26 protein-coding genes are annotated in these 26,945 nt (G+C 43.2%); 15 read left to right on the top strand and 11 right to left on the bottom strand.

Going from position 1 to position 26,945, the window contains the following annotated elements; genetic code table 11:
- Position 1 precedes the first annotated feature (1 nt).
- The 7 genes from hydA to K2225_RS05070 all read left to right on the top strand — a co-directional run bounded on the left by hydA (position 2) and on the right by K2225_RS05070 (position 8,812).
- Positions 2–1,417 carry a dihydropyrimidinase gene (gene hydA / locus K2225_RS05100; protein ID WP_220583765.1) on the top strand — a complete coding sequence of 472 codons (1,416 nt, stop codon included), beginning with the start codon at positions 2–4 and terminating at the stop codon, positions 1,415–1,417.
- 93 nt (positions 1,418–1,510) lie between these two features.
- Positions 1,511–3,004 carry an NCS1 family transporter gene (locus tag K2225_RS05095; protein WP_220583764.1) on the top strand — a complete coding sequence of 498 codons (1,494 nt, stop codon included), beginning with the start codon at positions 1,511–1,513 and terminating at the stop codon, positions 3,002–3,004.
- Between the two features lie 15 nt (positions 3,005–3,019).
- Positions 3,020–3,256, top strand: coding sequence for a hypothetical protein (locus tag K2225_RS05090; RefSeq protein WP_220583763.1), 237 nt, complete (start codon positions 3,020–3,022; stop codon positions 3,254–3,256).
- Positions 3,257–3,617: 361 nt separating this feature from the next.
- Positions 3,618–5,204 (top strand): PucR family transcriptional regulator, encoded by a 1,587-nt coding sequence (locus K2225_RS05085; RefSeq protein ID WP_220583762.1) that lies wholly within the window; start codon positions 3,618–3,620, stop codon positions 5,202–5,204.
- Between the two features lie 739 nt (positions 5,205–5,943).
- A complete protein-coding gene (locus K2225_RS05080) occupies positions 5,944–7,284 on the top strand; it encodes an aspartate aminotransferase family protein (RefSeq protein ID WP_220583761.1) in 1,341 nt (446 codons plus the stop codon).
- Between the two features lie 21 nt (positions 7,285–7,305).
- Positions 7,306–8,439 (top strand): alanine dehydrogenase, encoded by a 1,134-nt coding sequence (ald, locus tag K2225_RS05075; RefSeq protein WP_220583760.1) that lies wholly within the window; start codon positions 7,306–7,308, stop codon positions 8,437–8,439.
- Positions 8,440–8,557: 118 nt separating this feature from the next.
- Positions 8,558–8,812, top strand: coding sequence for a phage holin family protein (locus tag K2225_RS05070; RefSeq protein ID WP_220583759.1), 255 nt, complete (start codon positions 8,558–8,560; stop codon positions 8,810–8,812).
- Between the two features lie 26 nt (positions 8,813–8,838).
- Here K2225_RS05070 and K2225_RS05065 read toward each other — a convergent pair whose 3' ends face one another.
- From K2225_RS05065 to K2225_RS05055, 3 genes are all read right to left on the bottom strand, one after another.
- On the bottom strand, positions 8,839–9,651 hold the full coding sequence (locus tag K2225_RS05065; protein WP_220583758.1) for an undecaprenyl-diphosphate phosphatase: 813 nt from the start codon (positions 9,649–9,651) through the stop codon (positions 8,839–8,841).
- Positions 9,642–10,259: a DedA family protein gene (locus K2225_RS05060; RefSeq protein ID WP_220583757.1), complete on the bottom strand. Its 618-nt coding sequence runs from the start codon at positions 10,257–10,259 to the stop codon at positions 9,642–9,644. Before K2225_RS05060 ends, K2225_RS05065 begins: the two co-directional genes overlap by 10 nt.
- Before the next feature lie 65 nt (positions 10,260–10,324).
- Positions 10,325–10,507, bottom strand: a complete 183-nt coding sequence (locus K2225_RS05055; protein ID WP_220583756.1) for a hypothetical protein — start codon at positions 10,505–10,507, stop codon at positions 10,325–10,327.
- Positions 10,508–10,766: 259 nt separating this feature from the next.
- On the opposite strand from K2225_RS05055, the gene ccmA reads away from it, so the two are divergent.
- Genes ccmA through K2225_RS05040 form a run of 3 tightly spaced genes read left to right on the top strand, consistent with a single transcriptional unit; the run spans position 10,767 to position 13,178 of the window.
- Complete coding sequence (gene ccmA, locus K2225_RS05050; protein ID WP_220584023.1) at positions 10,767–11,480, top strand: heme ABC exporter ATP-binding protein CcmA; 714 nt, start codon at positions 10,767–10,769, stop codon at positions 11,478–11,480.
- Positions 11,477–12,487: an ABC transporter permease gene (locus tag K2225_RS05045; protein ID WP_220583755.1), complete on the top strand. Its 1,011-nt coding sequence runs from the start codon at positions 11,477–11,479 to the stop codon at positions 12,485–12,487. Before ccmA ends, K2225_RS05045 begins: the two co-directional genes overlap by 4 nt.
- A gap of 31 nt (positions 12,488–12,518) precedes the next feature.
- The gene (locus K2225_RS05040) at positions 12,519–13,178 is read left to right on the top strand and encodes a TetR/AcrR family transcriptional regulator (protein WP_220583754.1); all 660 of its coding nucleotides are present in this window, start codon (positions 12,519–12,521) and stop codon (positions 13,176–13,178) included.
- A gap of 117 nt (positions 13,179–13,295) precedes the next feature.
- Here K2225_RS05040 and K2225_RS05035 read toward each other — a convergent pair whose 3' ends face one another.
- Complete coding sequence (locus K2225_RS05035) at positions 13,296–13,724, bottom strand: excalibur calcium-binding domain-containing protein (RefSeq protein WP_220583753.1); 429 nt, start codon at positions 13,722–13,724, stop codon at positions 13,296–13,298.
- A gap of 318 nt (positions 13,725–14,042) precedes the next feature.
- Positions 14,043–15,128, bottom strand: a complete 1,086-nt coding sequence (rlmN, locus tag K2225_RS05030) for a dual-specificity RNA methyltransferase RlmN (protein WP_220583752.1) — start codon at positions 15,126–15,128, stop codon at positions 14,043–14,045.
- A gap of 362 nt (positions 15,129–15,490) precedes the next feature.
- Here rlmN and K2225_RS05025 point away from each other — a divergent pair, with 362 nt between their 5' ends.
- Positions 15,491–15,970 carry a M50 family metallopeptidase gene (locus tag K2225_RS05025; RefSeq protein WP_220583751.1) on the top strand — a complete coding sequence of 160 codons (480 nt, stop codon included), beginning with the start codon at positions 15,491–15,493 and terminating at the stop codon, positions 15,968–15,970.
- A 48-nt stretch (positions 15,971–16,018) separates the two neighbouring features.
- Here K2225_RS05025 and K2225_RS05020 read toward each other — a convergent pair whose 3' ends face one another.
- Both K2225_RS05020 and K2225_RS05015 read right to left on the bottom strand, forming a co-directional pair.
- Positions 16,019–16,345: a nucleoside triphosphate pyrophosphohydrolase gene (locus tag K2225_RS05020; protein WP_146813969.1), complete on the bottom strand. Its 327-nt coding sequence runs from the start codon at positions 16,343–16,345 to the stop codon at positions 16,019–16,021.
- A gap of 159 nt (positions 16,346–16,504) precedes the next feature.
- Positions 16,505–18,184, bottom strand: coding sequence for a serine hydrolase domain-containing protein (locus K2225_RS05015; protein ID WP_255574220.1), 1,680 nt, complete (start codon positions 18,182–18,184; stop codon positions 16,505–16,507).
- Between the two features lie 491 nt (positions 18,185–18,675).
- Between K2225_RS05015 and K2225_RS05010 the strand changes: the two genes are divergently transcribed.
- The gene (locus K2225_RS05010) at positions 18,676–19,584 is read left to right on the top strand and encodes an EamA family transporter (protein ID WP_220583750.1); all 909 of its coding nucleotides are present in this window, start codon (positions 18,676–18,678) and stop codon (positions 19,582–19,584) included.
- Between the two features lie 15 nt (positions 19,585–19,599).
- Here K2225_RS05010 and K2225_RS05005 read toward each other — a convergent pair whose 3' ends face one another.
- The 3 genes from K2225_RS05005 to K2225_RS04995 all read right to left on the bottom strand — a co-directional run bounded on the left by K2225_RS05005 (position 19,600) and on the right by K2225_RS04995 (position 23,747).
- Positions 19,600–21,570, bottom strand: coding sequence for a TRAP transporter permease (locus K2225_RS05005; RefSeq protein WP_220583749.1), 1,971 nt, complete (start codon positions 21,568–21,570; stop codon positions 19,600–19,602).
- Positions 21,571–21,632: 62 nt separating this feature from the next.
- Positions 21,633–22,646, bottom strand: coding sequence for a TAXI family TRAP transporter solute-binding subunit (locus K2225_RS05000; protein WP_220583748.1), 1,014 nt, complete (start codon positions 22,644–22,646; stop codon positions 21,633–21,635).
- A gap of 243 nt (positions 22,647–22,889) precedes the next feature.
- The gene (locus K2225_RS04995; protein WP_220583747.1) at positions 22,890–23,747 is read right to left on the bottom strand and encodes a thermonuclease family protein; all 858 of its coding nucleotides are present in this window, start codon (positions 23,745–23,747) and stop codon (positions 22,890–22,892) included.
- 286 nt (positions 23,748–24,033) lie between these two features.
- Here K2225_RS04995 and K2225_RS04990 point away from each other — a divergent pair, with 286 nt between their 5' ends.
- Entirely contained in the window at positions 24,034–24,273 is a 240-nt protein-coding gene (locus tag K2225_RS04990) for a ferredoxin family protein (RefSeq protein ID WP_146813959.1), read from the top strand.
- A 284-nt stretch (positions 24,274–24,557) separates the two neighbouring features.
- A complete protein-coding gene (locus K2225_RS04985; RefSeq protein WP_220583746.1) occupies positions 24,558–24,743 on the top strand; it encodes a hypothetical protein in 186 nt (61 codons plus the stop codon).
- A gap of 509 nt (positions 24,744–25,252) precedes the next feature.
- Here the strand turns inward: K2225_RS04985 and K2225_RS04980 are convergent.
- Positions 25,253–25,378, bottom strand: a complete 126-nt coding sequence (locus K2225_RS04980; RefSeq protein ID WP_160913727.1) for a YjcZ family sporulation protein — start codon at positions 25,376–25,378, stop codon at positions 25,253–25,255.
- 503 nt (positions 25,379–25,881) lie between these two features.
- Between K2225_RS04980 and ilvE the strand changes: the two genes are divergently transcribed.
- Entirely contained in the window at positions 25,882–26,784 is a 903-nt protein-coding gene (ilvE, locus tag K2225_RS04975) for a branched-chain-amino-acid transaminase (protein WP_220583745.1), read from the top strand.
- Positions 26,785–26,945 lie beyond the last annotated feature (161 nt).

Genomic DNA, 26,945 nt, shown 5'->3' with positions numbered 1-26,945 from the left:
GATGAAGAAAATCATCAAAAATGGAACGATTGTTACGGCGGCTGATACGTACAAAGCGGATATCCTTATCGAAAATGAAAAAATTGCTTTGATTGGTCAGGATTTGACCGATCCTTCGGCAGAAGTGGTGGATGCGGAGGGGAATTACATTTTCCCTGGAGGCATCGACCCGCACACGCACCTCGAGATGCCATTTGGTGGGACGGTGAGTAAGGATGACTTTGAAACAGGTACCATCGCGGCTGCTCACGGCGGGACAACCACAGTCATCGACTTTTGCCTGACAGACAAAGGAAAGCCACTACAGAATTCAATTGATCAGTGGCACGCCAAATCAAAGGATAAATCCGTCATCGATTACAGCTTTCATCTAATGATTGGTGAAATGAACGATGATGTCCTTGAGCAGCTACCGAGTGTCATTGAGGACGAAGGCATTACTTCATTCAAGGTTTTCATGGCCTATAAAAATGTGTTCCAAGCAGATGACGGCACGCTTTTTCGAACATTAGAGCAAGCGAAAAAGCTGGGTGCCTTAGTCATGGTCCACGCGGAAAACGGCGATGTGATTGATCACCTAGTGAATAAAGCATTGGAAGCTGGACAAACAGATCCGATCTATCATGCATTGACGCGTCCACCTGAAGTAGAGGGAGAAGCGACGGGACGTGCAGCGGAATTGACGGGACTTGCTGACTCCCAGCTATATGTCGTCCACGTAACTTGTGAACAGGCGGTCGATGCTATCGCAAAAGCTCGTAAGAAGGGGTACAACGTCACAGGCGAAACGTGCCCACAATACTTAGTCCTCGATCAAAGTTACTTAGAGAAGCCAGACTTCGAAGGAGCCAAGTATGTGTGGTCTCCACCACTTCGTGAAAAGCACCACCAGGAAGTGTTATGGAAAGCGCTAAAAACAGGCGATCTCCAAACACTTGGCTCTGATCAGTGTTCCTTTGACTTTAAAGGTCAGAAAGACTTAGGAAAAGGAGACTTCACGAAGATTCCAAACGGAGGCCCGATCATTGAAGACCGTGTAAGTATCCTTTTCTCTGAAGGTGTGAAAAAAGGACGCATTACACTGAACGAGTTCGTAGATATTATGTCCACGAAAATCGCGAAGACATTCGGACTGTTTCCACAGAAAGGAACCATTTCCGTTGGTGCAGATGCGGATATCGTCATCTTCGACCCTACTGTAGAACGCACGATTTCTGTAGAAACGAGTCACATGGCTGCCGATTACAATCCATTCGAAGGTATGAAAGTAACTGGCCAGCCGGTCAGTGTCCTCTCACGTGGTGACTATGTCATTAAGAACAAAGAATTTGTCGGTAAACTTGGCAAAGGTAATTATTTGAAACGTTCCCGATACGGGGAACTGACATCCTCCAAAGAAGAACTTTATCAGAAGTAACCTGTCCGTATGCCATGGAATGTAGGCTGCCTCGCTTCATAGAAAGCCAGGCAGCCTTTTAAAAAACAGGTATAGGTAGGAGGAGTCCAAAGTATGGACAAAAAAACAAATCATTTGATGTCACCAGATTTAATGCCCATCCCACACAATGAGAAAAAAATCAGCACCTTAGGATTTTCGTTTATGTGGGTCGGAATGGCTGTTGTACTGGCAGCTTTCGCTATAGGGGGAGCGGGTGTTCAGGAAATATCCTTGATCTGGGTCGTTCTTGGCACATTGGTGGGAACGATTCTAATCGGTCTTGCTATTTCAGTCACGGCTGATATTGGAATTGAACATGGTATATCTTTCCCTGTTTACATGAGAGCCCCTTTTGGGACGGTAGGTACCCATTTTCCATCGATCGTGCGTGGAGTGGCTGCATCGATGTGGTTCGGGATTAATACATTTTTCGGTTCAACTGCAATCAACGGAATTTTAAACATCTTATTCGGTTTTGATAATTGGTTTGTTTGCTATATTCTTTTTGCTTTATTCCAGTTATTCAACACGGCACTAGGCATCAAAGCGGTAGAAAAATTCGCTGACCTGGCAGCCCCGATCATTATTTTGATTGGAGTATGGATGTATTTTACTTTAGCTGGAACAGCATCTGAACAGGGGAAAGACATATGGAGCTGGGTGGAAAGCCCCGTAACCGGAGGAGCAGCATTTACAGCATTTGTTGTTGTCGTTGTTGGGAATATGGGATATTGGTCGACGCTTGCCGCTGATATTTCCTCGATCTCCCGTTTTATAAAAGCACCGAAACTGGAACGTAATTGGGTGAAAAGAAACAAAGGGGCTCTCGTAGGAAGCCTTGTCGCACTGCCATTGACCCAAACGTTCATCGTTGTTCTTGGTGCTGTCTCTTACATTGCTGTATCCAATTTTGACCCTGTTGTCGCTTTACAGGAGTCAGCCAGTGGACTTGTCTTAGGGATCCTTTTATTAATGATCGTGCTCGCCCAGTGGTCCACAAACGTTTCTGCAAACATCGTCCCAGCGGCTACCATCTTTTCAAATGTCGGCGGGCCGAAGCTTCCATTCTGGGCCGGCGTTTTCATCGCAGGTTTAGTAGGTACAGTCATTCAGCCGTGGAGTATTTTTAACTTATTGATTCCTGTATTGCTGATTGCAGCAGCCATTCTCTCTGTCATTGTAGGCATCATTTTTGCCGATTACTATTTATTGAGGAAGCGGAGAATGAACGTTCACGACTTGTATAAGCAAGGCGGACAATTCCGTTACGACGGAGGAGTCAACTGGGCAGGCATCATTTCATGGGTCATCGGAAGTGCCTTCGCCTACACATTCTCCACCTACTCTTTCTTCGTAGGATTTGGCGTTGGTGCCTTATGTTATTACTTATTAGCTAAACATTGGTATTTTAAAAAGCATCCCCAGGCAGAAATCGAAAACCCAAGTGACGATGAATACCTTGGCATAACCGTCGGCCGGGACTGGGTGATCGGAGAAAAATTCGTAGAAGAAAAGCTGGGGCGTAAGACAGGAACAGAGGGATCCACACAGAAAATGGATGCATAACAAGGAGGAATTCAAATGTCTGACCATCGCGAGTTTGAAGCAGAACGGGAAAAGATCGACTTTTTATTGGAACAAGGTTATGTGATCAGTGGAGTCACGGAAAATTTAAGTGGAGCATTCGTCGAGTTTCAATATAAAGGAAACGAATCTGGCAAAAGTGAGAAGGAAAGGCTTCATATCCTGCACCCGGATGCGAGAAAATATTTCTCTACCATTCTCGTGCAGCAACAGAAGAAACAGAGTGTGAAATAGAACAAAGCAAAGAGGATTGGCCAACGCCAATCCTCTTTTTCTGCACATTGAAGTCACTGATAAAAGTGCAAAAGCCACCGATAAAAGCCTGTAAGCTGCTGAAGAAAATCAAAAACCCACCGATAAAAGCTTAAAAATCACTGATAAATGTGTAACGCCCTATAATAATCTGACAAGCGTTCTGTTCTTAGACAAATGGATCTGAGGTTCACTCAGAATCCCATCTCACACAGACCTTCGGATTTACTGAAAATCTAGGCATGTTAGATTTACTAGGACTATTAAACTTTTTTGTTAGAAAATCTCACAATCTATTAGATTTTTCTGAAAAATTATTGTACTTTAAAAGAGGGGTCATTCAATGAACGAACACATGTCGATTGAAAACATCCTGAAAAGGGACCATTTCGCTTCTGCTGAAGTTATTGCTGGTCGGAGGGGCATCGACCGGCTGGTCAAATGGGTTCACGTTTATGAAATGATCGAAGTGAGAAAGAATTTGAAAGGTGGAGAGCTTGTCCTCTCAACAGGATTTGGTTGGAAGGATGATCATGAGCTTTTTCTCCATTTATTAAGACAATTAGTTGAAAAAGAAGTAGCCGGAATTTGTATAGAAATTGGGAGTTTCGTTGATTACATAAGCCAGGAAGCCATTGATTATGCAGAAGCCAACGATTTTCCAATTATCTTATTCCAGGAAGAGGTTTCTTTTGTAGAGATCACTCAAGATATTCATGCGGATCTCATCAATCAGCAATACGAGTTCATTACGAACTTAGAAGATTATTCGCAGCGGCTGAATAAACGCTTGTTGTCGATTGATAACTACTTTGAGATTCTAAAAAACTTGCAGCAATATGTGAATTGCCAGCTCGTCTATATTGCCAAGGATCATACGGTCGTCACCATCCCAGCCTTGAGAGAGAAAGAACGCGAGCAAGTATTGATGGAGCTGAGCAAGCCGAACAACGGGTCGAGAAGAGTTTTAAAGCAGCCGGTCCAAGTATTTGATCGGGAATTTGCGAATATTTACTTATTGTCCAACCGTAGAGAGTTCGGTGAATTCGAATCCTTATTATTGGACCGAACGGGGACTGCACTTGCGCAATACTTATTAAGAGAACTCTATACAGAAGAAAAAAGAAAAGCCAAAGAAACAGAATGGCTGATTGAATGGTTGCAGGGAGAGCATGAAGAAGAGGAGATTCGTGATAGACTTGCCATTTACAAGCTGGACAAAACTGTAAAAGGAGCGATTGTCCTCACCATAAAGTTGAATATGGTGGACAGACAGAAATCCAACCCTGACCTCACTTATATAAATATGCTAATCCACAATATTTTTGACCAGAACGGTTACTATGTTTTCCCAGTAGAAAAGCGTCATCAGCTCACCTTTATTCTTTTGAATAGAAAAGAAGCAGAAGATTGGAAGGAAAGGATCAAACGCGGGGTTGTAAGGCTGCAGAAAATCAGTCTGTTGAATGATTCAAGTATTTCATCTTTTCAAATTGCCGGTGGTAAATACGTCAAAGAACTATCCAGGTTGCATGAAAGTTTCCAAACCGCCCAGGAGACCTTAACTCTACAGGAGAAGCTTCCAGAAAGTCAGTCCAAATTTTTTTACGATGACTTACACATGTACCGATTGATATCACTCGTACATCAGCACAGTAACCTCGGTGGATTAGTCGAAGAGTACTTAGAACCGATTATAAAATATGACGAAAAGAATAACACCAACCTTCTTGAGACATTAAGGGTCTATTTGGCGTGCAACGGATCTAAAAAAGAAACCGCTTCCAAAGTTTTTGTTGTCCGTCAGACGTTATATCATCGCTTGGAGAAGTTAGAAAAACTGTTGGGACCGGATTTCATGGAATGTGAAAAAAGACAGGTCATCGAGTTTGCACTTCTCGCCTATGAATACCAAAGAGCCGTCACCTAACCGTTCTTGCTTAAACACTTATTCGTTTTTTCGAATAAGTGTTTTTCTATTATTCTTTTCCAACTAAAGCTCCCTTTACTTGAAGACTCAGTTTCGAGACTTTTGTTGAGCGGGTGGGGCTGCGGGGAATAGCTCCCTTTCCGTGGGAGCGCGGTGAGCCTCCTCGGACTTCGTCCTGTGGGGTCTCACCCTGCACTTTTTTTCCCGCAGGAGTCTCGCCATTCCCCTCCGCCTCTTACCATGGAAGATTCTCGAAACCACTACTAAAAGGTCAGCTCGTATGATTATGGGAAGTGGATCATAGCAGACCTCCATAATACTTAAAAGCTTAATTCAGAACGCTTTATACCTCTAACAGCTGGATAGTGGAAGACCCTCCAAATTGGTACAAGGGTTCGTTTCTCCCTTACATCGAAAGGGGGGGTTGGGAAGCTTGGAGACTCCCGTGGGAGAAAAGAGATAGGCGAGATCCCACAGGACGAAGTCCGAGGAAGCTCGCCACTCCCCCACAGGAAAGCGAGTAGCTTCCCAGCCACCCCTGACGCCCAACAAGGCAACGAACCCTGGAAACATCTCGGAACTGAATCTTCCACAATCCTGCCAGATTGTTCAATAAGTGCTCTTGTCATTATGTGAAAGTGGGGAGATGACGGTTTGACACAATGTCTAATGAAAGCGCAACTCAAATGTTAGATAATTAAGATAATTCTAATAAAAGACCATTAAGGAGGAATCTCCGTTGACTAAAGCTGATGTAAAGAGTGAATTGCTTTCAAAAGACGAGAAGTATGTATGGCACTCCATGAAACCCTATAACCCTGATTCAACAATGGTAGCCAAAAGTGCGAAAGGTTCTTGGATCACCGATATAGACGGCAATCGATACTTGGATGCGATGTCAGGCTTATGGTGTGTGAACGTTGGTTATGGGCGGGAGGAGCTTGCGAAAGCAGCTTATGAACAAATTAAGGATCTTTCTTATATGCCGCTTACACAAAGTCATGAAGCAGCCATACAATTAGGAGAAAAAATCAACCAGCTTCTTGGGGATGACTATGTTGTTTTTTTCTCGAATAGTGGATCGGAAGCGAATGAGGCTGCGTTTAAAATGGTTCGACAATATCATCAGCAAAAAGGTGACCATTATCGAACGAAATTCATTTCAAGGTACAGAGCTTATCATGGAAATTCCACCAGCGCGTTAGCTGCCACGGGCCAAGCCCAGCGGAAGTATAAGTATGAACCTCTGGGCCCTGGTTTTTTGCATGTCGCTCCACCTGATGAGTATCGGAATGAACACAGTGAAAAAGACCGCTTTGGAGCAAAGGAAATTGATGATGTAATGACTTGGGAATATAGCGAGTCCATTGCCGGAGTAATCATGGAGCCAATCATTACTGGTGGTGGAGTGATCGTACCTCCTGAGCAGTATATGAAAGAAGTTCAAGCCATTTGTAAGAAACATGGAGCCCTCATGATCGTGGATGAGGTGATTTGTGGATTCGGACGCACGGGTAAGCCGTTCGGTTTTATGAACTATGGAGTGAAACCGGATATTATTACGATGGCGAAAGGGATTACGAGTGCGTATCTTCCTCTATCAGCAACCGCCGTAAAGCGGGAAGTGTATGAAGCCTTTTGTGGAGATGATACGTATGACTTCTTCCGTCATATTAATACCTTCGGAGGTCATCCAGCAGCTTGTGCGGTTGCACTCAAGAATATAGAAATTATGGAAAGAGAAAACTTGTTTGAGCGTTCACATGATTTAGGAGAGGCAGCGAAAAATGATTTGAACACACGTCTTCAAACCCATAACCATGTGGGAAATGTGCGAGGGAAGGGCTTGCTCATTGGTATTGAAATGGTGGAAAGCAAGGAAACGAAGGAACCACTGGCTGTGGATAAAGTCAACCAAATCATCAGCTATTGCAAAAACAAAGGAATATTGATCGGCAAGAATGGGATGACAGTGGCTGGATTCAATAATGTCATAACATTATCCCCTCCTTTGTCTATTGAAGAAGAGGATTTGACTTTCCTGCTGGATACTGTGGTAGAGGCGATTGAGTCGATATGATCTTGATGGGAGGTTCCTTGAATGCAGATAGGGATACCGAAAGAAATTAAGAACAATGAAAACCGCGTAGCCATTACTCCTGCGGGTGCGGTGAATCTAATCAATGAAGGGCATGAAGTTTACTTAGAGTCAAAAGCTGGGGATCGCTCTGGTTTTTCTGATCAGCAATATGAAGAAGTCGGGGTGAAGATTGTAGGGACGGCTGCAGAAGCTTGGGCACAGCAGATGGTCTTGAAAGTCAAGGAGCCGCTTGCTGAAGAGTATCGTTACTTTTATGAAGGCTTAATTTTATTTACGTACCTTCATCTTGCAGCAGATGAAGAATTGACAAAAGCATTGGCAGAGAAAAAAGTAGTCGCCATTGCTTATGAAACGGTTCAGGCTGAAAATGGGTCTCTGCCCCTGCTTACACCAATGAGTGAAGTGGCTGGAAGGATGGCAACACAAAAAGGGGCGCAATATTTAGAGCGCACCCATGGTGGTAAAGGCATTCTTCTTGGAGGAGTTCCGGGAGTGAAGCGCGGAAAGGTGACGATTATCGGCGGGGGTGTCGTAGGGACAAACGCTGCAAAAATTGCCATAGGTCTGGGTGCGGACGTAACCATGATTGACCTTAGTCCAGATCGGCTCAGGCAGCTGGATGATATATTCGGCTCATCCATCAATACCCTGATGTCTAATCCATTGAATTTGAGCGAGGCTGTTAAAGAATCTGATTTAGTCATAGGCGCCGTTTTGATTCCAGGGGCAAAAGCGCCTAAACTTGTAACAGAAGATATGGTCAAGTCGATGACTCGGGGGAGTGTCATCGTGGATGTTGCCGTCGATCAGGGTGGCATCGTCGAAACGGTCGACCATGTCACGACCCATGACGATCCGACTTATGTGAAACATGGAGTTGTCCATTATGCGGTTGGCAATATGCCGGGAGCCGTTCCACAGACATCCACGCTTGCGCTCACAAATGTCACCGTTCCTTATGCGATTCAGATTGCAAACAAAGGTTTTCAAAAGGCATGTATCGAAAATTCTGCTTTACTAAAAGGTGTAAATGTCGTAAATGGCAGTGTGACTTACCGTGAAGTGGCAGAAGCGCATGGCCTGGACTACATGGAAGTCGAGAAAGCCCTAGGGCCGAAATCGTTCGTTTCATAAAAAATAACGTCTTGTCCCATGGGAGGGGCGGGGCGTTATTTTTTATGAAAGTACTTCTAGTCTCGCATCATGAATAATATAGAATAAGCTCTTATTCTATATTAAAGGAGATCAATTCATGGACTTCATGACGGACTTCACCCCATATGCGGGACTTGCTGTATTGTTGTATGCGATGAGGCAGACTAAGCGTGTGCCAAACCGATACATCTCTATCATCGCTGTCGTCTTAGGAGTTGTTTTTTCCTATTGGCAGCAAGGCATCTCTCCATCAGCAACGGTGGAAGGGTTGAAGTATGCTCTGCTTGGTATCGGTACCGTTGCAGGAGTTAAGTATTTTTTAGAGAAAAATGAAGATGGAAAAAAAGACTGAGCACTTAGCGCTCGGTCTTTTTTTGCTTAAAAATATAAAAAGCAGATGACTACGATTAATAGGAAACGGTAGATTGCGAACGGAATTAATTTTACATGATTGATCAGTCTCAAAAAGAAACGGATCGATAAAAGAGCGAAAAGAAAAGCACTTAGGAAGCCGACGGCAAAATAAGGGACAGCGTTCCATTGGAAATAGGAAAAGTTATTTACAATGGACAGGCTACTTGCCCCCAGCATGATCGGGACAGCCATGATGAAAGTGAAATCCGCTGCGGCTCTGTGACTCAGCCCCATTAAAACTCCTGCAGAAATCGTAGCACCGGAGCGTGAGAAACCAGGCCATAAAGATAAACATTGAAACATACCGATCGTGAAAGCTTGTCTGTGACTGATTTGGTCAACACTTTCCTTCCATTCTTTAGGTTGATGCAAGTCAGCCGCTATCATGAACACAGCACCTGCTCCCAATCCGATTAAAACGGTTTCGAGGGTGAACAAATGCTTATCTATGAAATCTTCAAAAAGGAACCCTAAAAGAGCGGCAGGCAGAAGTCCTGTGATGATATGGGACCATTTTAATCGGGCGCGTTCACTTCTCTGCGAAGATAACAATAGTTCTCTAAACCGATCCCGAAAAATGACAATGACGGCAAGAATAGATCCCAGCTGAATGAACACTTTAAACGTATTTGCAACATAGTCTCCTAGAAACAAGTCCGTCCTCAGCCACATTTCATCAACCAGAATCATGTGCCCGGTTGAAGAAACGGGCGCAAATTCTGTCAAACCTTCAAACATGCCAAGAATCACGACTTTGAGGAACTCTATCATCTCCATAAACGAACACCTTTCCCTTTACGCATCCACCAGATGGTAAGGAAAGCAACAACGACGATGACGACATACGTCCATATGGAGTACACCTTCATATAATGCACAATATCGCGCCATGAATCTCCAAGGATGGCCCCTGTATAAATCAGAGCTGTATTCCATATCAAACTTCCTGAAAAGGTTAGGAAAAGAAAAGGGATGATAGGGAAACGGGCCATTCCTGCAGGTATAGAAATGAAACTTCTGACGAGTGGAAGCATACGGCAAAAAAAGACGGTCCAATACCCATAAGTATCAAACCAATGGAAAGCTCTGTTTACATCTGTTTTGGTGAGACGAAGATATTTTCCGTGACGATCCACCCATTCCTCCAGTTTTTTTCTGTTGATGGACATCCCTATTCCATACAACAGAAGGGAGCCGGTCAAAGAACCCGAGGTTGCATAAATAATGACAGCCGCCATCGTTAAATCCGTTCTGACAGTCATAAACCCACTGAGTGGCAGGATAACTTCTGATGGAATAGGGGGGAAGAGGTTTTCAATCGCCATCAACGCATAAACCCCAAGATACCCGAACTGTTCCATCATCCAAATGATCCAATCTTCCATGAACTTCTCCTCCAAAAGATGATCGATGTATTGTATCGAACAAGCTTCCAAAATAGAACCTGAAATCAGTTTGTGAATATGTCTTTAAGCGTATCGGTATTCAACATACTCCAACTGAATTCAATGGAATAGGTGCTCCAGTCCGCGCCTGTAAGCCATCCGGCCAAAAAAATGACTCCAAAAAACAATGCGAGTATTATTCCTGAAAACAGGTAGTAAAGGGACATGCGATCTTGATGGTTTTTCAACGTTTTACCCCTTTCATTATTTGCGAACAGACATTCCCTTGGTGGTTGAGAATATTATAGCAGTTGAAAATGCGGTTGGATATCTAATATTAAATATTGATTGAACAGAATAAACCGTTTTTGTTTTTTTTGAAATAAATGGACGTCCTTGGAAACGCGCTTGAAGGGGCAAAGGATTATTTCTTTCTTTACTTGTGGAGGTAGCGGTGTATAATTAAAGTGAGTAATCACTCACTTAGGAGGGGTTGAATTGAGTACTATGGTTGAAATGAAAAGCGTTATACACCGGTACGGTAAAAATACGATTATTGACCAGGTGAATCTTTCCATTCAAAAAGGTGAGATTTTTGGATTGCTGGGCCCTTCAGGAGCAGGAAAAACCACCCTTGTAAAGTTGATGGCAGGAATCCTACAGCCTTCAGAAGGAACCATTTCCCTTAATGGGTCCGATTTGCAGCATCTTTCGCAGATGAAGAACTTTGGGTTCATGGCCCAATCAGATGCTCTTTATCAAGAACTGACGGCATGGGAAAACCTTGATTTTTTTGCCTCCATTTATCACCTATCAAGAAAGAAGAGAAGGGAAAGAATCAGGGAAGTACTTGAAATGGTTGATTTATCCTCTTCTAAAGATCAGCCCGTCGAAACATTTTCTGGAGGGATGAAAAGACGTTTGTCTCTAGCTTCAGCTCTCGTCCATGAACCGGAAATGATTATTCTTGATGAACCTACGGTTGGCATCGACCCTGTCTTACGGCAGTCCATTTGGAATGAACTGAATGATTTGAAGCATAAGGGCGTTACGATCATTGTAACCACCCATGTCATGGACGAGGCGGAGAAGTGTGATCGTCTGGCTCTGCTCAGAAATGGAAAAATGATCGCTATGGATACTCCGGAAAGCTTGAAGGAAAAAGTGAATGTGTCGTCTATGGAAGACGTGTTTTTGCATTACGGAGGTGAAACAAAATGAATACCTTCCATGTCATGAAAAGAATTCTTCTCCAATTTAGACGGGATAAAAGAAGTGTAGCCCTGATGGTGGTGGCCCCACTCCTCGTCTTGTCACTCATGTGGATGGTACTGGATCATGACGAATCCAACCTGGAATTAGGAGCCGTCAACGTTCCAGAATCGATGCTTGAAAAGTTGTCGTCTGACGCCCTTGTTGTTGAAACGATGTCTTCCACTAAAGCAGAAGAAAAGCTGGAAGAAGGCACGTTGGATGCTGTGTTATATTTTGAAAATCAGGAGATATCCCTGCTTCTAGAGGGAAGTGATCCAAACGCTGCAGGTGCACTCCAAAAAGAATTGCAATCTTTAAGGACGAATCAGAAAGATCCTGTCGATGTGGAGTATTACCATGGTTCAGAGGATCTCGGATTATTTGATTACGTGGGACCTGTCCTCATCGGTTTTTTCGTCTTTTTCTTTGTATTTATTGTGGGCGGGGTATCTTTTTTAAGAGAACGTACACAGGGGACGTTGGAACGATTGTTGGCTACCCCAATCAAACGATCCGAAATCGTGTTTGGCTATCTCGCAGGATTTGGACTGTTCACAATCCTCCAATCAGTCGTGATTGCATCCTTTTCCATCTACATCCTGGGGGTATTTATGGAAGGGAATTTCTTTTATGTACTCATGGTTACTATATTACTTGCTCTAGCGGCTTTGAGCCTTGGTACACTGGTATCCGCATTTGCTAAGAATGAATTTCAAATGATTCAATTCATTCCTTTGATCATTGTTCCCCAGGTGTTTTTCTCCGGTTTATTCCCGACAGAGGGGCTTGGAACATGGGTACAGGTCCTAGGCCAGATGATGCCTTTAACATATGGGGCAGAAGCCATGAGAGGGATTATGCTGCGCGAAGCTTCTTTTGCGGATATCCAACTGGAAATTTATGTTCTGCTCGGGTTTACAGCATTGTTCACGACATTGAATATATTCGCATTGAAAAAGCATCGGCGTTTATAATGGTAGAATGGACTTCGAGGAGGATGGAAGAATGACCGACTTTAAGAAAATGGTGGAAACATTAGAACAGACGACAGAGAAAGATCGGAAGTTAACACCGAAACAGGAACAAATTTTAAAAGCTGCCGTAGAGATTTTTGCTGAAAAGGGGTACGCTTCTTCATCCACCAGTGAAATTGCAGCAAGAGCAAATGTGGCCGAAGGGACGATTTTCCGTCATTATAAAACGAAGAAAGAGCTCTTGATCTCCATCGTGACTCCATTTATGACGAAGTTCACTTTGCCGTTCTTTGCTTCTCATTTCGCCAACAAAGTTTTCGAAAAGCCTCCTGAGGAATTGGAAAGTTTATTGCGAACCCTCTTGAAGAATCGCTTTGAATTCGCCAAAGAGAATGCTCCTCTATTACGCATTGTGATCCAGGAAATGGCTTTTCACCCTGAACTTCAGGAAAAGTTCCAGGAAGTATTCCTTAAAGAAATATTCCCTAAATTCGAGGAAGCATTAAATCAATTGAAAGATAAAGGAAAACTTGTAGAAATACCGAATGCCTCCATCATACGTATGATTATCTCTTCCGTGGTTGGGTTTCTGGTCACCCGTTTTATTATTGCACCCGATTTAAACTGGGATGACGATAAGGAAATTGACGATACGATTGACTTCATTATGCATGGGCTGGCACGGAAATAATGACAGATCTATCCTATATATAGGATAGATCTGTTTTTAGTCTTAAGAGTAGAAGAGGATTCCAAAAAAAGAGCGAACCATATATGGTTCGCTGAAGAGGGGGATGGGTAAAGTCATTTAATTTTCCCTGCGTACAAACAACAGTCCGCCACTCAATACAAACAGCCCCATCCCGAGTAACGCATATGTAGCATACGGCGTTGCGGTTTCTGGAAGCTCTCCACCTTCTTCGTCAGAGGATTCCTCTTGTGTTCCATTTTCTTCAGAATCATCCATAGCTTCTTCATCTGTAGCTTCTGAATCACCAGATCCATCATCCGAAGAGCTGTTTCCTAAACTTTCACATGGTACACCATCTTTATCTCGGTCCAGTCCATCTGGATCGTTGTTTTCATCATATCCATTTTCTTCCCAATACTGCTCTGCTTCTGCTGTGGAATCAAAGTCACTGCAATCTTTGTCTCCGTCATGACTGTCTGCACTTACAACCCCAGCACTGCCAAAGGTTAAAGTGAAAACAAAAAGAAATGCTAAAAATTTTCTCATCCTGGAAAAACTCCTTTTTGATAGATTCCCATCACCCCTTGGATATTTTTGTATAGTCTTCTATTGCCTATATTTTTACAAATAAAACCATTTTTTTAGTTTTATATGAAACAATCAAGGGAGAGCATAAAATGCCGGGACGAGGATGTTCTTAAAGAAAATGACGGGTATTTTGATTACAATCCAAAACAGGGGAGGGAGGTAGAGGAAGTACAGCAGTGGGGAAGGGGCAGGATTTAAAACGTTAACGGGATGACTGGCTATATAGAAGATCGTTAAAAGGGTTAAAAAAAACATGAGGCCTGAGCCTCATGTTTTTTAGTTTGTTTGCAACTTTTTCTTTTTGCGTGCTTTTTCTTTTTCAATCTGCTTACTGCGCAGCTGTCCACAGGCGGCATCGATGTCGGTCCCGTGTTCGGTACGCACTCCGCACTTGATTCCTCGGTCCATCAACGTTTGGTAGAACGTAAGAATCGCTTCTTTTTCACTTCGCTCATAAGGGTGGTCAGCGACAGGATTGTAAGGGATCAAGTTGACGTAGGATAAGTGTCGTTTATCCTTCAACAAATCCGCAAGCTCTTCCGCTTCCTTCTTATGGTCATTGACGTCCTTGAGTAGAATGTACTCGAAGGTAATCCGCCTGTTCGTCTTTTCCAGATAGTAATCAATAGCCGGCATCAGTTTTTCTAGTGGATAAGCACGGTTAATTTTCATGATTTGAGTACGTAGTTCATTGTTTGGCGCATGAATGGAAAGGGCCAGGTTGATCTGGATGCCTTCATCAGCGAACTCATACATTTTCGGTGCAATTCCACTTGTGGATACGGTGATGTGACGCGCTCCAATGGACAGCCCTTTTTGATCGTTGACAACTTTCAAGAAGTCGATCAAGTTGTCATAGTTATCAAATGGTTCACCAATTCCCATGACCACGATATGGCTGACACGCTCATCGTTGCCTTGTTTGTCCAGGTGCTGTTGGACTTGCATAATCTGCTCAACAATTTCGCCGCTGGATAGGTCTCGGCTCTTGCGCAGAATTCCACTGGCACAGAAGGAACAGCCAATGTTACAGCCGACCTGTGTTGTGACACACACGGATAAGCCGTAATTAAAACGCATTAAAACTGTCTCTATGACGTTCCCATCATCCAATTTAAATAGAAACTTGACGGTTCCATCTTTTGATTCTTGTTTTATTTCTTCAGAAAGTGTCTCAATCGTAAAATGTTCATCGAGAACGTCGATGCACGATTGATTCAAGTTTTTCATTTGTGAAAAGTCTGTTACACGCTTCTGGTAGAGCCAGTCCCATACTTGCTTGGAGCGGAACTTTTTCTCACCGTGATCTATAAGCCAATCAGTCAGTTGGTCAAACGTCAATCCGTAAATGGATCGTTTCATAAATACGCTCCTCTTTAAAAAAAATCGCTATTCCTATCATACTCTAAATCGAAGGCTAAAACAACAGGATGAGGAATGTTGAAATTTTACAAAACTTTGCAGTTGAACTTCTATATGGAGGCCACTGAAATGGAGATCTGGAAAGTATGAGAGTCAGAATTGTTGATTGGTAGAAACGCCCAATAGTATTCGGATGTTTGGACTTGGGGTGGCGTTCTCTCATGATGAAACAATACTATCCTACGTCAATGGTCACTTTACTGAGGCTATGGAAGCAGTTTTCTGCATTTACGTTATCTTTTTACAGAAAAGGGAAGGTGTCTTTTCAGAACTTCCATTCACATCATTACGGAGGAATGCCTATGTTTACTTTGAATGACATCCCGATGTTTATTATAAATTTTTTTCTAATTCTGCCTCTCGTCACGCTCGTTCATGAAACGGGTCATGTCGTTGTCGCCCGTATATTTGGGGGGAAGATACGCTACTGTATAGGGACAGGGAAACTGCTGTTTCATGTGGGTCCTTTGGAAGTGAGACGCATGTACTTTATGGAGGGCTGGTGTCAGTACGAAAAGCTTTCCTACAACAAGACGTGGGCGCATGTGTCGATCTATCTTGCCGGAAGCCTTTTTAATTTAGCGGTCATTTTGATGTTAAATGTATTAATCATACAGGAGGTCCTTCCTGTGGATTTGTTCTTCTACCAGTATTCTTATTTTTCTGTGTACTTTATCTTCTTTTCTCTATTTCCTTATCGAAATGAGGAAGGCAAACCTAGTGACGGTATGGCGATTTATGATGTCATTCGTTATGGCAAGGCGAAAGATCCGATTGATTAATAGAGAAAAAAGGGGAAAGCCACTCTGGCCATCCCCTTTTTTGTGTGATTACTCGTCTTCAATGTCCAAAAGCATGGTGCGGGTATGAAAAGCTCCACGTTCTTTTCTGCGATGTTGACGAATATGCTCAAGTTCTTCAATTGTTGCTCCATGTGTATAAGATAAGGCGTGAATGACTTCCAAAAGGTCTGCGAGTTTCGTCAACGAATCTTTATTCTCAGCGGTGTTGAAATATTCTTCGACTTCATCTCTTAATTTGTGTTTCAATGAATCATCATACTCCTTGTGGTCAAGGGTTCGAGTGCGGATATTTTTCCCCGAATCTCTTAATAAGTTAGGGATGTGATCTCGAACGAGCTTGTTGTGCTTTGTCAATGTTCCACTCTCCTTTCGGCTATATCCATCCTTAACCGTTTCCAGGAAAAAGAAAACTATGAAATACTTTAAAATGCTTGTTCAAGGTGATTAAGTTGGGAATTTATCAAAAATAAAGTCAGACAAGTGCCTCCACTTGTCTGACTAATAAGAGATCTGTTAATAGGGTCTCTTCTTCCATGAATCACTTCTTACATCTATTGCTTTTCCATTTAGTTCTATATCATCAATGTACCAGCCCCGGTTGTTCACACTTCCATCGGTTTTATAAGTGAAGCGGATATGAGTAGTGTCTGATGGGAGTACGATCTTTTGTGAGCCCCATCCGTTACTATCGCCTGTAAATTGGTCCAGTGTATTCCAGGTTTCTCCATCAGATGAAACTTCTAATGTTCCGAAGTCATAACTATTTTCGATTTCAAACCATGTGCGGAATGACAGGGTGGCCGATTCGTTAAGGGTTACGTCTGCCGTCAACTGGTTCTCCAAGTGATCCCCATACCCTGAGAACCATGGCGTCGCTTTTTTATCCATTTGGATTGGGATGGCATCCGCAACTTTACGGGCAAAGCCTCTGCGCGCCCCGTTTGTAGAGACCGTTTCCCTTGTTGGGTGGACACGATTTGTTAATAAGATAGCGATCGTTTCATTTTCCGGGTTTACTACGATAGATGTTCCTGTGTAACCCGTATGCCCATATGTTCGGGGGCTTGAGAGAGCATCCATATACCAACCTTGTTGAAGTTCCCATCCTAACCCGTGGTCATCACCTTCAAACTGAGGGATGCGGTTTTCTGTGAGCAGCTTGACGGTTTCAGGCTCAAGAATTTTTTGGTTCCCATATGTACCCTCATTGATAAACATGTGTGCGAATTTGGCCAAATCGTGTGCTGTAGAGAAAACTCCAGCATGACCGGCTACTCCATCCAGTGACCAGGCGCTTTCATCGTGTACTTCTCCCCATACAAGACCGCGATTCGTCCAAGGTTGATCTTCCGTTGCAGCAATGCGTGATCTCAATTCCTCTCCTGGGTTATACATCGTATCTTCCATTTTTAATGGATTGGTAATGTTTTTTTCTACAAATTCATCTAAGCGCATATTTGAGAGGCGCTCGACGAGAGCTCCTAATGTAATCATATTTAAATCACTGTAAGTGTAGGTCGAACCAGGTTCATTAGTAAGAGGATATTGTAAGACATGTTGTAAACGATCGGTTCTGTCACCTTCAACGGTGTAAAGAGGGATCCATGGTTTGAAGCCTGAGGTATGAGTCAAAAGCTGCTCAATCGTTACGTTTTCCTTTCCATTTGCAGAAAATTCCGGGAGATGATTCGCAACAGGGTCATCCAATTCGAAGGCGTCCTGTTCATACAGGATCATGGCGGCGGTTGTAGTGAAAATTTTGCTGATGGAAGCAAGGTCAAAGATGGTATCTTTCGTCATGGGGATTGGATTTTCAGATGGTGTAAACTCATCGTCTTCATACTTCACGGCATATCCGTAAGCATCCTCTTTAACAATATGCCCCCTTCTTGCGACAAGAGCAACAGCCCCTGGCATAACGTGATCTTCAATAGCAGAAGTTAAGAGAGGATCAATTTCTTGTAAAGGCTCTTCTCTCATACCCGCTCCTCGTACAGATCCAGGGTGCAGGATTGGTGAGGAAGGACCAGGTTGATCCCATGAAAAGGGGTGGACAGTTCTTTGGTTCGCATGGACATTTGGTTTCACTCTTTTCTCAATACTTGGTCCAGGTGATGCAAGGCTTGAATTTGGAATGAATAGAGTTGCTCCTAAAGCAGTTGTTAATAAAATGGATACGGTTTTCTTTTTCAATTCATGACCTCCTTTTTTCAGATAATTCAATCATAGAATTAAACAATCTAGTTGTCTATACCACTTTAGTAGTAATGGAAAAATTATACTATGGTGGAAAGGGTTATATTGGTATGGGATAAAGGAATCACTCGTCCGTTTTTAAATAATCAAGCAACCGTTGTTCCCTTTCGGTCGTTCTCTCGCTGTCAGGACTTTTAAATGAGGGAAGATAGGACAATTCACCCTAAATAAAGGTACGAAGTTTCATCTTACTTTATTTGAGGTATTTATTTATAAATCAAAAAAGGAGGAATGAAAATGAAACTGATTCGCTCGGTAATCCATACGATCGTAGATATTCTCTTATTCATTCCACGTACTTTAGGAAGATTGATTAAGAGAATCGTATAATTCAAAACACATAGAAAGGGCCTCTCTTTTAAAGAGGGGCCTTTTTTTATGAAAAAGGGTAAAAGAAACACTTCGGATGCGAGAGAGGAGGATGGTGTATGAAGGGGAAAGGCATGACTCTCGTATTAATCGGGGCCGCAAGCTTTGGGTTTACACCAATTTTCGTGAAGACAGGCTTTTCATTAGGCTACACCCTCGGAGAACTGAACATTGTGCAAATGTTCATCGCCTTTGTCTGTTTATGGGGGATTAGCTTCTTCAAAAGGATATCCTTGAAAGGAACAAGCAAGGGTGATCTTTTCAAAATGATGTTGACCGGCACATCCGTCGGCTTGACTAGTATCTTCTATTATGGTGCGATGCAGTATTTACCAGCCTCGATTGCCATTATTCTACTATTTCAATTCGTATGGATTGGAATGATTTACGAATGGATCTTTACGAAAGTTATTCCTGCAAAAATAAATCTTTTTTCACTGGTTGTTACCCTCTCAGGGGTTGTGTGCGCGTCAGGGGTGTTTGGAGGAGGTTTTTTCAGCCTTCCATTGGCAGGGGTCTTGCTTGGATTGCTTTCAGGGTTTTCTTATGCAGGTTTTGTCTTCTTCAGCGGACAGGTCGCAACGAACAGCGATCCGATTGCACGAAGTGCTCTAATGGTGACCGGCTCGTTGATTCTTGTACTGGTTGTATTTGTTCAAGACCTCCCAACACTGCCTCTATTCGACGTGCAGTTATGGAGCATTGGGGCAGGAGTGGCTTTAGTTGGAGCGGTCATTCCTCCATTATTTTTTGCACAGGGAGCCCCATTGATTTCTGGAAGACTAGCAAATGTCTTGAGTTCTATTGAACTACCGGTTGCCATCGTTTCATCTATGATCATCCTTGCTGAATCTGTTTCCTTGATTCAATGGTTGGGAGTGGTTTTAATCATAGTCGCTATATTCATTAATCAGCTAGGGGGATCATGGCTGAGAGGAAAAATGTCAAGAAAAAACCAGGCCTTGTAAAGGCCTGGTTTTGTTTCACACGACAGCTTCTTGTTTCTGAGAATCGTCTTTTTTGTTTTTTATATATTGGAAGACAGAAATGGCCCCAAAGACGCCTAAACCGATGAGAGAAATGACCAGGTTCGGATAAACGAGCATGAGTCCACAAGCGATGAGGGCAATTCGTTCGACCCATGTGACTTTCGTGGCAAAATATCCAATCAGTGCAGAGCTGATGGCTGCCATTCCTAATAAGGCTGTAATGACACTGATGGATAAGTTGAGTGCAGTGACGTCTCCCTGAAGTAATAAAATCGGGTTGGTCACGAACACATACGGAATGATAAACGCAGCAATCGCAAGTTTTACAGCGGTTACTCCAGCTTTCATCGGATTTGCTCCGGCAATACCTGCTCCTGCATAAGCAGCGAGACAAACCGGAGGTGTGATATCTGCGACAATTCCAAAATAGAAGACAAACATGTGAACGGCAATGACAGGAACATCAAACGCTAACAAGGCTGGAGCCGCCATGGTAGCGGTTACGACATAGTTGGCTGTCGTCGGGAGCCCCATCCCTAAAATAATACATGCAATCATAGTGAAGAACATGACAAGGAAAAACTGCCCTTGGGCAAGATCGATGATTCCTCCTGCAATTTTAGGTCCGAGACCGGTAGTGGTTACTGTTCCTGCAATGATTCCTGCAGTCGCACAGGCAGCAATAACGGGGAGGGCGACCCGGGCTCCTTCTTCAAGCAATTTAATGATTCCTTTTAAGGACATGCGTGTTTCTTTACGGAAAAAACTGATCACGAAAGCCGTCACGATTGCAAATAAAGCGGCATATGTCGGGGTCCGTCCTGCAAGCAAGAATCCGATAATAATGACAAGCGGCAGGAACAAGTCTAGACGTTTGACCAGATTATTCGTTTTAGGTAGTTCTTCTTTGGAAAGTCCGCGGATGTTTTGTTTTCTTGCTTCAAAGTGTGTGCCTAAAAAGACCCCTGAAAAATACAAAAGAGCGGGTACAATCGCAATGACAATGATTTCGTTATAAGGGATTCCCGTATAAGATGCCATGATGAATGCTGCGGCACCCATAATTGGTGGCATGAGCTGCCCTCCGGTTGAGGCAGAAGCTTCAGAGGCTGCCGCAAAGTGAGGTTTGAAACCTGCATTTTTCATCATCGGAATCGTAAAGGATCCGGAGCCTACGGTATTGGCGACGGAACTTCCGCTTACCATCCCTTGAAGTCCGCTCGCTGCTACAGCGGCTTTGGCTGTTCCGCCTGTGTATTTTCCTGTTAAACGGAGGGCGAGATCATTAAAGAACTGTCCTATGTTTGTTTTGACAAGAATAACTCCGAAAAAAAGGAATAGAAAAATGTAAGTGGATGATATTTGAATCGGAATTCCGAAAATGGCACTGGAACTGAAAAACATCTTCGTGGCGAGCGTCGGCCAGTCATTGCCGGCGTGACCTATGACAGGAATGAAGTTCCCAAACATGCCATAGAGCAGGGCGAGAATAGCTATGATAACAATAGGAAGTCCGACGACTCGCCTTGTCGCTTCAAGTAATAAAAGGATACCTGCGGTTGCGACAAATTGATCCATATAAGTGAAGCCGAAAATAATGGCTTCGTTTATTAGACGGTCATAATTTTGTATGATATAAAAGTTCGAATAAAGAGCAATGGCAGCGAAAATCAGGTCATACCATGGGATGCCACGTTTGCTCGTCAATGAAGATTTAATCGGATAAAGAAGGTAGACTAAGCACAGAGCCGCGCCCAGGTGAATCGCGCCCTGAATGAGTGAAACATAAGCGCCACGGTAGGCCGTATAAAGCTGAAAAATAGTCAGAGCGCTTCCAAGGATCAAAGTCACCCAACCCCATGTTCCGAGGTTTGTGCGGAATGTGCTCTCTTTATCATATTTTTTCATCATTTCTTGCTTGTCAACTTCCTTATTATCTTTTTTTGTCACGCCTTTTCCCTCCATTCATTTCTTAATCAGCGCTATAAAGAACCGGACAAAACAATGTCCGGTTCCATTTGCTCCCTTTATTCTAGAATGCCTGCTTCTTTAAAGTACTTCTCTGCTCCAGGGTGAAGCGGAAGATCTTGTGCACCTGTCAAAGCACTATCCTGAGTGATAAGCTTCGCTTGAGCGATCGACATATCGCCAGCATTTTCATAAAGTGTTTTTGTCATTTCATACGCTAAATCTTCACTGACCTGGCTTGTTGAACCGAGGAGAAGTGCCATTGCAGTAATGGTTTCTACAGGCTCTTCCTGCCACTCATACGTTCCAGGTTCCACTGTGTACGCTTCGTATTGACTGTTGGCAACGACTTCATCTAAAGCGTCCCCTTCAATATTCAGGAATTTCACTTCTCCTGTAGCCGCGTCTAGTTCATCCGTTGTTGAGGATGGAACACCTACAACTGCAAAGGAGGCGTCGATTGTATTGTTTTGAAGTTTACTCTTCGCATCACCAAATCCTTCTTCGAACGCTTCATAGTCGCCTTCTTCGATGCCATAAGCGGAAAGAACCATCTCAGCAGCTTCCCGAGTCGCTCCCCCTGGAGGACCGACGGCTACTTTCTTACCTTTAAGGTCTTCTATGGACTCAATTCCTGTAGAATCCAGCGTGACCACTTGAAGGGCCTCTGGGTATAGGGAGCCGATGACACCGACATTCCCAACATCTTTTCCTTCAAATTCACCCATTCCTTCAACAGCATTAATCATTGTCGTATTCTGGGCAATCCCCAGCTGGAAATCTCCGGATTGAATTTTGGCGATGTTTTCAACAGAAGCTCCAGATTCTACGGAACTAACGTCGAACCCTTCAGTGTCAATATTGTCTGCGAAAAGGTTCGCCATTTCTCCTCCAAGTGGATAGTAAACGCCTCCGACGCTACCTGTCCCCATTGTCAGGTTTGTCATTTCTTCGCCACCATCACTTCCGCCGTCTTCTCCTGCGGAACCGCTTGTCCCACTTTCACCACAGGCACTCAAGAATAGGCTTACAGTGAAAAGGAGAACGAACATCAACCATGAATACTTTTTCATTTGAAGACCCCCTCTTATGATATTGGACTGATTTAAAAGGAGCGCATTCCTCCATTTAAATCAAAAAGTTCCTTATATTTACATGATTTTACCTTGTTTATGGGTAAATTACAATAATATTACAAAAATTAAGACGATTAAAGGACGAAGGGTATAAAAAGAAGAGGACCTCCTGGTGGGAGACCCTCTTCAACCGATCAGCGATGAAAGGAACCTTCGCGTAAGTCGGATATTTATATTTACTTACAAACTTTCACAAACGAGACCATCCTGATCGTGTCCATCTAGTCGATGGGGGTCCTGGGCGGGGCCCCCTGCTGCTTCATAAAAGGCTTGTGCGGATTCTTGGGAAGAAAAATCACCACAATCCCTGTCTGGTCCTTGAGGATCATAGGGAAGACTACCTTCATAGGGGGAGGAGGCTGGTATTTCCTCCGCTTTTGAAGACTTCTCTCCCTGGAATCCCTCATCTGTAACGTAACCCTCCCTACTCCAAATCCCTTTCTCTTGTTGTTTGGCACGAGTCTCTGCGTTTTTCATAGATGCTGAATGAACGTAGGGTGGATCATATTCATATGCATATCGGGCAAGTCCTTTTTCCAGTAATTGCTGGTTGAAATTCTCTCCGTTAACCCAAACATAGCCAAGAAGCCGGTCGTAATAATCTCGCTTCGGGCCGTCATATTCGAAACGTATTTCCTTTCCGGACAACTTTTCTTTTGCAAAGTCACTGGCCTCAGTTCCAAAAGGCTGGACTGGCTTATCGGGATGAACGGTTTCAGGTGTGTCGACAAGTAACAAACGAACGCGTTCTTCTCTGCCGTTGATCTCAATGTCAATGGTGTCTCCGTCCACAACGTTCGTAACGGTAGCATCAACATCTCCGGGCTGATTTCCTTCATCAGATGCCATTGATTCTTTTTCTAGAGGAGCTTCCTCCTCTTTCTCTAAGGTAGCATTTGTTTCGGAAGTTTGTAGTTGTTCGGTTTGACTTTCAGACTCTTCTTCGATTGGCTGGGTTTCTGAGCAACCGGTAAGTATTGAAATGGATAGAACCAGCCATACGATGAGACGATGAAAAGGTCGTTTCCATGATGACATGGACATCCCTCCTTCCTTTTCTAACAATAATAGTGAGGCAGTATTGAAAAAAACACACAAATCCAAATCCTCTATTCAGATTTCGTGCGTTTTCACCATGTTCTCAGCCTTACAATTGCTATTTTTATTCTACTAGCCGCTGTTTTCATTGGCAAACAGACAAAGAGGACATTCTCTTTATAACCATCTGTCTGAAGTTTTTTGATAGAATAAAAAGTACAAAGATTGACAAAACCCCTTGCTTTTCGAGACACTAATACTAATAAGGAAATAGGGAGAGATACATATGGCATTTGTCATTACACAACCTTGCCAGGGCGAGCAAGCCGGGGAGTGCGTCGACGTTTGTCCTGTCGACTGCATAGAAAAAGGAGAAGACCAATACTACATCAACCCTGATTTATGTATAGACTGCGGCGCGTGTGTATCGGTGTGCCCGGTAGACGCAATTGTCGAAGAGTATGAGCTGATGCCCGAAGAAGAGCCGTATTTAGAAAAAGCGGAGAAGTTCTTCGGCAACATATAGAGAAAAAACGTCCATTTTATGGGCGTTTTTTTATTTGCCTGATCATACGTTGCGATTGAACTTAGAATGATTCAATATACGGGGCTTGTGTAAGAAAAGACCTTAACTAAATAAAATAAGAGACCTTATTAGAAATTAGTGTTTTGTTGGTTCTTAGAGGACCCTTTATGTAATTTTTTGTTGAAATCAGATAATTTAGATAACTTTATGTGATTTAAAAGAGGAATAAAGGGTATGAGAGTAGAAAGAACTTATATAATAATCTTTGTGCAGGAGTTGATTGGATGCTCATGTCAGTTTATCCACCCGAAGGATCATATCAAGAAAGATATTATTTAATCGATCAATTGAGGGATTTAGGTTACACAGAGGATGCCTTTGGAAAAAGGACAATTGAGATGACTTTGCCTGAGTTGCAGCAAATTTTCATCAACTTAGAGTATCAAAGAGAGTGTGCACTTGAAAATTAAAACGCGGAAATTCCGGACCAAAGAAATCTTCGGAACTAAAAAGAAGCGGACGGCTATTTTGTATAGGCGACTCGCTTCTTTATGCATGATTTAAACTAAGATTCTTGGTGATCTGAAAAGTAATTTTAGGAAGGCCGGTGTGCGGCGATGAATTACGTGATGAAAACCGGCCCACAAAAGAGTATAGTCATTATATCGGTATAATAAACGTATACTTACATAAAAAAACCAGAGCGGCTACGCCCTGGTATTGAAAGAGGGAGACATTCTACAGGTAGAGGTTGTAGAGAATATGTCTCGCCGTCTATTATAACCAAACCTATATTGAGAAAACAATTTCTCTATCGAATTCTTTCAATTGCAAAGATAACGAACAATGAACCAGAAGGTGGTGAGGACCTCTGGTTCTTTTTTTATGCATACCTGATCAGCGGAAAGTTGTAATGATACAATCCGCTTTTGTGTGAACCACTTATAACGGGTAAAGGTGGTTCACACGAAAAGGTTTTTTAGTTGTAGAAAGAAGCTCCTACAATAATCAAAAGGATGAACAATACAACGATCAATACGAAAGTGCTTCCGTATCCACCGCCATAACCGCCGCCGTATCCGCCGCAGCCACCATACCAGCCCATATCTTTCACCACCTTTTTTAATCCTATACGACACTGTATGAAGGGACGGGCTCTGAAGGCAGGGCGAATGTCCACTATTTTTTATTTGAGATTTCCGTGAACAAAAATGGTTTTCTTGCAGAAAAAATGCGAATAATTGTCTGAATATTTTCGTGTGTTTCCAAGCTGAATTCAAGCTCATTTGAGATAAAAAAGAAAAAAAGAAAAGAGAAAAAAAGCCGGGATGCCAAGCCTCTCAACGGTGTAAGCGCTTAACCTATTCGTAGAATCTTTTGAGTGTTCAGAAAATTTACTTAAAACCTGTTGACCTTCCCTCGAAATGGGTTTAAAGTAGTCCTCAATCAACCACATCGATCGCTTCAATCGTCCGGTTGGTTCATGCGTAAGACCTGAGATTGGGACCCTGAAAATGTAAGATCATTGCTTACCAGAAGGGTCCACATTTTCTTTATCATTCTTTAATCATTTCAAACATTAAACTATAAAAGAAAGGAGTGCTGAAAATGAGCAGCCAATGGATTTATATGAGCGGCGAATACATGAAGAAAGAAGAAGCCGTTGTTTCCGTTTATGATCATGGTTTCTTATATGGAGATGGGGTGTTCGAAGGGATTCGCGTATACGAAGGCAACATTTTTAAGCTTGATGAACACTTGAACCGTCTTTATGATTCAGCGAAGTCGATCATGCTCGAGATTCCACATAGCAAGGAGGAACTCGAAGAGATTATCGCTGAAACAGTCCGCCGAAATCAGTTGGAAACCGCATATATACGCGTCGTCGTTTCCAGAGGCGCCGGCAATCTGGGTCTGGACCCGGCCAGCTGTGCAAATCCACGCTTGGTTGTCATTGCTGAAGCACTCGCTTTGTTTCCGAAAGAATTATATGAACGCGGGGTCCGGCTCGCATCTGTTTCAAGCAGAAGAAACCGACCGGACGTGTTACCGCCTCAAGTGAAATCGTTGAATTACTTGAACAACATCCTTGTGAAAATGGAAGCCAATCAAGCTGGAGTAGATGAAGCGCTTATGCTGAATGACCAAGGCTATGTGACGGAGGGATCTGCCGATAACATCTTTATCGTAAAGAATGGGACGATTTTGACTCCGCCGACCTATTTAGGTGCTTTAGAAGGGATCACACGGAACGCTATTATCGATCTAGCCGAAGAAAAAGGCTACAAAGTCAAAGAACAGCCGTTTACTAGACACGATGTTTACGTCGCGGATGAAGTATTTTTAACAGGCACAGCGGCAGAAGTCATCGCCGTCGTGGAAGTCGATCAGCGAAAAGTTGGAGAAGGAAAGCCAGGCGTTGTCACAAACCACCTGCTTTCAGAGTTCAGAAAAGTAACGACCACAGATGGATACAAAGTGTACAGCAAAGATCAAGCGCACGTGAGTTAGTAGAGAAAAGCCGAGTAGAGTCTGAGGCCACTGACAAATGAATTATACGAACACGATGAAAGGAATAAAGGAATAAGTGCTTGTATTCCCAGAGAGCCGGGGTTGCTGGAAGCCCGGAAATACATCTTATTCTGACATCATCCTTGAGTGTCCACGCCGAA

Origin of the sequence: Halobacillus sp. Nhm2S1 (assembly GCF_019599545.1) — a bacterium.
Taxonomy (GTDB): Bacteria; Bacillota; Bacilli; order Bacillales; family Halobacillaceae; genus Halobacillus.
Note: the sequence above shows the minus strand (reverse complement) of the source record. Positions and strands in the feature narration are given on the sequence as shown.